This is a genomic window from Hydrogenophaga electricum (assembly GCF_030160815.1).
In the GTDB taxonomy this organism is placed as follows: domain Bacteria; phylum Pseudomonadota; class Gammaproteobacteria; order Burkholderiales; family Burkholderiaceae_C; genus Hydrogenophaga; species Hydrogenophaga electricum.
The window spans coordinates 1-7837 of the sequence record NZ_BSPB01000089.1 but is presented as its reverse complement, the minus strand read 5'-3'; the positions used below and the strand labels follow the sequence as shown (position 1 = coordinate 7837).

The window sequence follows — 7837 nt, the reverse complement described above, 5'->3', positions numbered from 1 at the left end:
CGTGGCCGCCGGCGCACGCATGGCGCCCGGCGCTGCACGGGCCGCGATCGGCAGTGGCGCTTTGGCGGCCCGTTCAGCCAGTGGCCTCGCGGCCAGCGCGAAGTCCGCCTACGAAGCGGGCGCTGCCGCGTCCTCGGGCGGTCCGTTGCGCGCCGCCGGGGCCGGTGTGGCCAATGTGGCCCGCACAGGCGCCAACGCGGTGGGACAAAAACTGGCCGATGGCGCCAAGGCCGTGAAGGACAAGGTTTCGGGCTTCGTGGCGGACGCTGCCGCGCCAGCGGCTACCGGCGCAGAGTCGGCCGCCACAACGCCCTCCAGCCCGACCCCAGCCACTGAGCCCGCCTGGGCGCAGCGCATGCGCCGGCGCCAGCAGATGGGGCACGCCGCCACGATGGCCGCGCACACCCTGCGCGGTGGCGATGGGGGCGGCTCGGGCAGCGGGCCCAGCCTTCGTGATTCGGATTCCTGAGGAGAACCCAGCATGCGATTCAAACGACCGCAGGTGCGCTATGCCGACACGCCGCAGCCTGCCACCCCCTACCAATCGGCCGCACAGGCCTGGGACGAGCGCATCGGATCGGCCCGCGTGCAGGCCCGCAACTGGCGCCTGATGGCCTTTGGCTGTCTGTCGCTGGCCTTGTTGATGGCCGGTGGTCTGGTCTGGCGCTCGGCGCAGTCCATCGTGACGCCCTACGTGGTGGAGGTGGATCAGGCAGGTCAGGTGCGCACCGTGGGCGAAGCCGCCTCACCCTACCGCCCCGGCGATGCGCAGATCGCGCACCACCTGGCCCGCTTCGTGACGCTGGTGCGTTCGCTGTCCATCGACCCGATCGTGGTGCGGCAGAACTGGCTGGACGCCTACGACTACACGACCGACCGCGGGGCCGCCGTGCTCAACGAATACGCCCGGACCAACGACCCGTTCGTGCGGGTGGGCAAGGAGTCGGCAACGGTGCAGATCACCAGCGTGGTCCGCGCCAGCGATGCCTCGTTCAACGTGCGCTGGACCGAGCAGCGCTTCGTCAACGGCGCACCAGCCGGCACCGAGCGGTGGACAGCCGTGGTCTCGACCGTGCTGCAGACGCCGCGCACCGAGCAGCGCCTGCGCAAGAACCCCCTGGGCATCTACGTCAACGGCCTGTCCTGGAGCCGCGAACTGGATGCGAACGAAGGAAGCAACCCATGAACACCCCGAACCCGACTCTGCGCCTGTTCTCCAGTGCGATCGCCGTTGCCGCCACCCTGATCGGTTGCGCGTCGCAAGGCACGCCGCCCCCCGTGATCCCGCTGGACGAGCCCGTGATGGCGCAGCCCCTGCCCGAGCCGCCCCAGCCGGTAGAGGTGGTCGCGGTACCGCAGGTGCTGCCCATGCCCTCGCAGATGAAGCCACTGCCTGCAGCGCAGGACAAGCCGCCCGTGTCCGAGCCCGTGGACGAACGGCTGCGGGTGTCAAGGGCCAACGAAGAGGCCCGGGTCGCACCGACGCGGGAGGGCTACGTCAACGCGATCCAGATCTGGCCCTACACCGACGGTGCGCTGTACCAGGTCTACGCAGCGCCGGGGCGCGTGACGGTGATTTCGCTGCAGGCGGGCGAAGAGCTGGTCACGGTGGCAGCCGGCGACACGGTGCGCTGGATCGTGGGCGACACGTCCAGCGGAGCCGGCGATGCGCTGCGCGTGAACGTGCTGGTCAAGCCGGTGCGCACCGGCCTCAAGACCAACCTGGTCGTCACCACCAACCGGCGCACCTACCTGATCGAGCTGACCTCGACCGAGAAGGCGTGGATGGCCTCGGTGTCCTGGGACTACCCCAAGGACCGCATGCTGGCCTTGCAACGGCAGGCCCAGGCCGCGCAGACGGCCGCACCGGTGGACGCAGGGCTGTCGCTGGAGCGCATCCGCTTCCGCTACGCGATCAGCGGCAGCACGCCGCCCTGGAAGCCCTTGCGGGCCTTTGACGATGGCGAAAAGGTCTACATCCAGTTCCCGGCCGGCATCGCGCAAGGTGAGTTGCCGCCGCTGTTCGTCATCGGCGCGCAGGGCGACGGACAGCTGGTGAACTACCGCTTCCGCTCGCCTTACTACATCGTCGACCGCCTGTTTGGTGCGGCAGAACTGCGGCTGGGTGCTGACAAGGGCGACGTGGTCCGCATCGAGCGCACGGACGGATGGCCACCGACCTCTCGGAGGAACTGAACATGTTCATGCACGACCCCGCACAGTCGGGTGCGCCCGGCCGCCCTGCAGCGGCCAAAGTGTCGCCCGAATCGATGGCGCTGCGCGCCCAGCCGCGACCGGTGACCCGGCTCAATCGCCGCAGCCTTGCGCTGCTGGCGGGTCTGCTGGCCTTGGGTGTGCTGGGGGCAACGGTCTGGTCGCTGCAGCCCAAGACCCGTCGTGAGTCCAGCGAGCCCGCCGAGCTGTTCAACGTCGATCGCGTCTCGCGCTCCGAAGGCCTGGGGCAGTTGCCGGCGGACTACTCCAAGCTGCCGCCACCTGCCTCGGTACCGGTGTCAGAGTTGGGGCCACCCCTGCCCGGCGACCTGGGCCCAGCCATCGTCAAGTCGCAACAGCCGGTGCTCCCGAGCTATTCGCCACCGGGACACGACCCTGCCGCGTCAGAGCGCGACGCCCGGCGCAAGGAGTCCGAGCAGGCTGCTGCTGCGTCCGTGTTTTTTCGCAATGGTTCGCAGCGCGCGGCAACTGCTGCGCCGACCGCTGCGGCCCCTGGCACCCAGAGCTCGGTGCCCAGCGGCATGGCGGGTTTTGACCCCATGACGGCTGGCCCTGCGTCCATGCCAGCACAGCCCAGCGGTGCCGACGCCACGGCGTCACAGAACCGGCAAGACCAGAAGGAGGCTTTCCAGAAAACCGCTTCCACGGAAACTCGCAATTCCGGCTCGCTGAAACTGCCCGCCTCGCCGTACCAGGTGATGGCGGGCACGGTGATCGCCGGTGCCTTGGTCACCGGCATCCAGTCCGACCTGCCCGGCGACGTGATCGCCACGGTCACCGAGCCGGTCTACGACACTGCCACCGGCAAGCACCTGCTGATCCCGCAGGGCTCACGCATCCTTGGCCGCTACAACAGCCAGGTGAGCTATGGCCAGAGCCGAGTGCAGGTGGTGTGGAACCGGGTGATCCTGCCCGACACATCCTCCCTGACACTGGACAACCTCGTGGGCTCCGATCCTTCTGGCCGTGCCGGACTCGAAGACGGCGTGGACTGGCACTGGGATCGCGTCTTTGCAGGCGCCGCGCTGACCTCGTTGCTGGGCATCGGCGCTGAGCTGGCCGCGCCCGAGAACCGGCAGGACGGCAACCGCATCGTGATCGCTGGGCGCGACAGCCTTCAGGACAGCGTGAACCAGATCGGCCAGGAGGTGACCCGCCGCAACCTGAACATCCAACCGACACTGACCGCGCGACCGGGTTTGCCCATGCGCGTCATCGTCAACCGAGACCTGGTGTTGCGGCCATACCAGCCACTGTTCTTTGTTCGAGGAGCGCAACGGTGAGCACGAGCACAAGGCTACGCCTGGGACCCCTGCCCAAGACCGAAAGCGTCAAGCTGACTTTCTCTTGTCCGTCCGACCTGAAAGCCGAGCTGGATCGCTACGCCGCTCTGCACGCTCAGACCTATGGCGAGGCGACGGATGCTCTGACGCTGATTCCGCACATGCTGGCAACGTTCATGGCCAGGGACCGAGGATTCCGGCGAGGAGATGCCAAAGGTAAGACTCCATTGGCGTCGACCAAGTCGGCCGATGCTGGCAGGGCACTGGAATGACCTGGATGGTGAACGCGCTTGAGCCCTCACGGCCAAATCTTGGGTTGGGCCGCAGCCGAAAAGCGCCGATCAAGCGTTTCGTCGAAGTCATCGGTTGCAGCGAGAACGCGGCACACCACAAAGTCAAGAACGGCGCGTGGGTAGGCAGCAGCTTCATGGTGTTCGATGCGCCCGAGCGTCGCGAGCACCATCAGCAGGGCGGTGCCGCATGACTGACGAAACGATCAACGCCGAACAGTGCGCCGAACTCCTGCACTGCACCGAGCAACGTATCGAGGAACTGACCCGAACCGGCGAGCTGCCGGGGATGAAATTCGGCCGCGGCTGGATCTACGTGAAGGCCGACCTGCTGGCCTACATTGCCGACCGCGCCCGGAAAGAGGCGGAAGAGCGGCGCCAGGACCTCAACGCACGAAAGTCGGTGCCGCGCCTGGACATACCGATCAAGCCCCGGCGACAGACGCCTCCACCGCTTCCGGTGCCGGCCAAAGCCTTTGCGCAAGGTCCACGCCCCTGAAGCTGGCGTAGCGCTGGGCCATCACCGAGCCCGGCTTCCATCCCATGATCTTGTTCAGCTCCTCCAGTCGGAACAGATCGCGCCCGTCTTTGTCTTTCAGCTCCAGCCATCGGCATGTCGCTTCGTGTCTCAGGTCGTGTTCATGGAGGCCAACAATGTCCATGTACTCGAAGGCGATCCTGAAACGGAATGACAGCCGTTGACTGGTACGCACCAAGCCCTTTTTCCCTTCCTCGACCCCCTCCTCGTTGAGGAAAGGGAAGAGGTGTGCGTCGGGCTCAAACGGTGGACGCGATGCAAAGTACGAGGAGAGCGCCTGATGCACTTCGGGACGCATCGGGACATCTCGATAAGAAATCTTCCCACGCCACTGCTTGGTCTCCTTGGCATGGATCACCTTGTTCTGCATGTCAATCTGGCCCCGGGTCAGGGTGTATGCCTCCCTGAGCCGCAGTCCCGTGTTCAGGATCAGCAAGTACAAGGTCAACAGCGCATCGCCGCCCTTGAGTTCGAGGCCGCGCGAGCGATCCGGCCGCTCATAGCCCGACAGCACCGCCACGATCTTCTCGTGCTCCCCTGGCAGCAGGCGCCTGTCGCGCGCCACGTTCACCTTCATCTTGCCGCCCTTGGCTTTCGCCATCTGGGCATCGACGTCGGTATAAGTCGAGTAGCCCTTGGGCAGCAGCTTCACGGGGTTGCTGATCTTGACGTTCACGTTGTGCCGCAGGTACTCGTCAATGGCCCGGCTCAGCGCCTGAATGCGGTGCTTGATGGACGAAGGAGACAGGTTTTTCTCCACCTTCAGGGAACGGAGATAGCCGGTCAGCCATTTGTAATTGGCGTCCGAGAACCGCACCGAACCCACCTCGCGCGTCAGTGTCTTGAGCGTGAGAATTTGCGAAGGCGCCGCGAAACCGCTGTCCGACCACTCACCAAGAATGCGCATCAAGCGCACACCGTCGCCGGGAGACGTGGGGGCAGTCAGTTCTGCCGGCGGCGGGATGTCCGCGTGCTTCATCAGCTTCCACTGCTGTCCGTAAGCAATGGCCTCGGCCTCGGTGTCGAACGTGAAGTACTTGCGCCCGTTCGGGAGCGAGGGGTGCCTCAGCCCGATTTCCCACTTCCCGGATGGCTTGAGTCTGGGTTTTGCCATGCCACATCTCCATCGTCTCAACGAGATGGATCATCGCATGATCTGATTGAGTTTCAGCCGCCATTTTGTGGCGTCTGTGGGTGCTTCCGAGGCTTCTCTCAGCCTCCATTATTTCAATAAGTTATTGATTTATATGGATTTCAAAAATGAAGGCAAACATAGAGATCAGCTACAAGATCGAGCTGATCCAGCGCGACGACCAGCAGACCGGGCAAGGGCTGCGCTGAGCACCCCCCGCTGCGGTTGACGCAAAAAAAGCCCGGCAGTTGCCGGGCTTTTTTCTGGGAGCGCTGCAGCTTATTCGGCGATCAGCACTTCCACACGCCGAGCTTCGGCCGCGTTGCCCGATCCGGTGGTCTCTTCGGGCTTGAGCAGTTCGACGCTGGACTCGGGAACGCCCGCGGCCACCAGCGTATCGCGCACCGCCTGGGCCCGCTGCTTGGCCAGCTCGGCGTTCTGCGCCTGGCTGCCCGTGCTGTCGTGGAAACCGGAGATCACCAGCTTCTTGCCTGCTTTGGCTGCAGCGATGGCATCGGCCAGCGCGTCCACGGCGCCCGCCGCCAGATCGGCCTTGCCGGAGGCGAAATAGAACTTCACCACGCCGTTTTCGATCACCACGGCCGCATCGTCACCCACCGCCGCCGGGGCCGGAGCCACCACGGTTTCCGTCACGACCACGGCCACCGCGGGTGCAGCCTCGGCACCGGCGTCCGCCACCGCCCCACCCGAGCGGACCTTGTGAATACCCACACCGACCGCCAGGCCCACCGCCAGCAAAATGGCCGAAATCAGCACCACGGCGACAACGCGGATGTCCTGATCGTTATCTTGGGAAGACATGCAGAAAACTCCTTGCAGAATAATGAGGGCAGCAGGACTCCCGCTGCGGAAAACACCCGATCCGGCGAACCCGCCGAACCTGCCGCCCATGAATAAAAAAGTCTGACGGCCAACAGGCGATTGTAAATGCCCGCATCCGACACCCTTCGTGCCCCACCCGCGCCGCGCCAGCCCCGCCCCACGACCTGGGTGCCTGCCGAACGCGACGGCGCGGCGATGATGGCGCAGACCCTTGCGCAATGGCGCAGCCTCGGGCCGCGCGCCGACCTGTGGGTGTTCGGGTACGCCTCGCTGGTGTGGCGCCCCGAGTTTGCAGCGGCCGAATCGCGTATGGCCCGTGTGCATGGCCACCACCGCTGCCTGCAGATGTGGAGCCGCGTCAACCGCGGCACCCCCGACTGCCCCGGCCTGGTCTTTGCCCTCATGCCCGGCGGCAGTTGCACCGGCCTGGCGCTGCGGCTGCCGCACGACGAAGTGGAAGCGACCATGCCCCGGCTCTGGGCCCGCGAAATGCCCAACCCGGTCTACGACCCCAAATGGCTGCTGTGCGACACGGCACAAGGCCCGGTGCGCGCGCTGGCGTTCACGCTGTCCCGCCGCAGCCCGAGCTACACCGGTCCGCTCGACAGCGAGCAGTACCGCGACATCTTCGCCCGCGCCCGCGGCCGCTACGGCTCCACGCAGGAATACGCCCGGCGCACCCACGAAGGCCTGCTCGCCCACGGCATCGAAGACCGGGCCCTGGCCCGCCTGCTGCAGCTGGCTGAACCGGCCACCCCCTGACCGCCCTGCACGCTCACCATCACCTGCCATGAACATCGCCGATCTGCGCAAAAGTTACGAAAAAGCCGAGCTCAGCGAGTCCGCATCCCGTGCCGACCCGCTGCAGCAGTTCGATCAGTGGTTGAACGAGGCCATTCACAGCGAGGTGCCCGAACCCAATGCCATGACCCTGGCCACCGTGGGTGCCGACCTGCGCCCCAGCACCCGCGTGGTCCTGATCAAGGGTTACGACGCGCGGGGCATCGTCTGGTACACGAACTACCAGAGCCGCAAGGGCCAGCAACTGGCCGGCAACCCCTACGCCGCGCTGCAGTTCCACTGGGCGGAGCTGGAACGTGTGGTGCGCATCGAAGGCCTGGTCGAAAAGGTCGGCGCCGAAGAAAGCGACGCGTATTTCCAGAGCCGCCCGCTGGACAGCCGGATCGGAGCCTGGGCCAGCCCGCAAAGCGAGGTGATCGACAGCCGCGCCGTGCTGGTGAGCAACGCCGCCAGATACGGCGCCCAGTTCCTGCTGCAACCGCCGCGCCCGCCACACTGGGGCGGCTACCGCCTGGTGCCCGATCGCTGGGAATTCTGGCAAGGCCGCAAGAGCCGTCTGCACGACCGGCTGCGCTACACCCGCCAGGCCGAGGGCAACTGGCTGCGCGAGCGCCTCGCGCCCTAACAGGCTGTTGAAATTCAGCGTTTTCGAGTGAAAGCACTACCTTCCGATCAGCGTCTGCGGCAGATGACTTGTTTGGTTGGCACTTGAAGC

10 protein-coding genes and 1 pseudogene are annotated in these 7837 nt (G+C 66.0%); 9 read left to right on the top strand and 2 right to left on the bottom strand.

The genetic code is table 11. The features are described from left to right. The 7 genes and pseudogenes from QQK43_RS22150 to QQK43_RS22120 form a co-directional block, all read left to right on the top strand. Positions 1–469: pseudogene (locus QQK43_RS22150) on the top strand (P-type conjugative transfer protein TrbL); the annotation flags it as partial. 12 nt (positions 470–481) lie between these two features. Beyond that, a complete protein-coding gene (trbF, locus tag QQK43_RS22145; protein WP_057597168.1) occupies positions 482–1186 on the top strand; it encodes a conjugal transfer protein TrbF in 705 nt (234 codons plus the stop codon). Next, the gene (trbG, locus tag QQK43_RS22140) at positions 1183–2196 is read left to right on the top strand and encodes a P-type conjugative transfer protein TrbG (RefSeq protein ID WP_057597169.1); all 1014 of its coding nucleotides are present in this window, start codon (positions 1183–1185) and stop codon (positions 2194–2196) included. The genes trbF and trbG overlap by 4 nt, the downstream gene beginning before the upstream one ends. An 8-nt stretch (positions 2197–2204) precedes the next feature. After that, positions 2205–3518, top strand: coding sequence for a TraB/TrbI/VirB10 family type IV secretion system protein (locus QQK43_RS22135; RefSeq protein WP_057597178.1), 1314 nt, complete (start codon positions 2205–2207; stop codon positions 3516–3518). Then, the gene (locus QQK43_RS22130; protein WP_082321909.1) at positions 3515–3790 is read left to right on the top strand and encodes a DUF2274 domain-containing protein; all 276 of its coding nucleotides are present in this window, start codon (positions 3515–3517) and stop codon (positions 3788–3790) included. The genes QQK43_RS22135 and QQK43_RS22130 overlap by 4 nt, the downstream gene beginning before the upstream one ends. Beyond that, a complete protein-coding gene (locus QQK43_RS22125; protein WP_172705750.1) occupies positions 3787–4002 on the top strand; it encodes a hypothetical protein in 216 nt (71 codons plus the stop codon). Before QQK43_RS22130 ends, QQK43_RS22125 begins: the two co-directional genes overlap by 4 nt. Then, a complete protein-coding gene (locus QQK43_RS22120; RefSeq protein WP_082321908.1) occupies positions 3999–4307 on the top strand; it encodes a helix-turn-helix domain-containing protein in 309 nt (102 codons plus the stop codon). Before QQK43_RS22125 ends, QQK43_RS22120 begins: the two co-directional genes overlap by 4 nt. On the opposite strand, the gene QQK43_RS22115 is transcribed toward QQK43_RS22120, so the two are convergent. Then, on the bottom strand, positions 4234–5460 hold the full coding sequence (locus QQK43_RS22115) for a tyrosine-type recombinase/integrase (protein WP_057597170.1): 1227 nt from the start codon (positions 5458–5460) through the stop codon (positions 4234–4236). The two genes, QQK43_RS22120 and QQK43_RS22115, sit on opposite strands and share 74 nt — an antisense overlap. Before the next feature lie 297 nt (positions 5461–5757). Further along, positions 5758–6300: an OmpA family protein gene (locus QQK43_RS22110; RefSeq protein ID WP_284309491.1), complete on the bottom strand. Its 543-nt coding sequence runs from the start codon at positions 6298–6300 to the stop codon at positions 5758–5760. 216 nt (positions 6301–6516) lie between these two features. On the opposite strand from QQK43_RS22110, the gene QQK43_RS22105 reads away from it, so the two are divergent. Together QQK43_RS22105 and pdxH are read left to right on the top strand one after the other, a co-directional pair. Next, positions 6517–7083: a gamma-glutamylcyclotransferase gene (locus QQK43_RS22105; RefSeq protein WP_234267018.1), complete on the top strand. Its 567-nt coding sequence runs from the start codon at positions 6517–6519 to the stop codon at positions 7081–7083. 28 nt (positions 7084–7111) lie between these two features. Further along, positions 7112–7747 carry a pyridoxamine 5'-phosphate oxidase gene (gene pdxH / locus QQK43_RS22100; RefSeq protein ID WP_234266958.1) on the top strand — a complete coding sequence of 212 codons (636 nt, stop codon included), beginning with the start codon at positions 7112–7114 and terminating at the stop codon, positions 7745–7747. Positions 7748–7837: the final 90 nt, after the last annotated feature.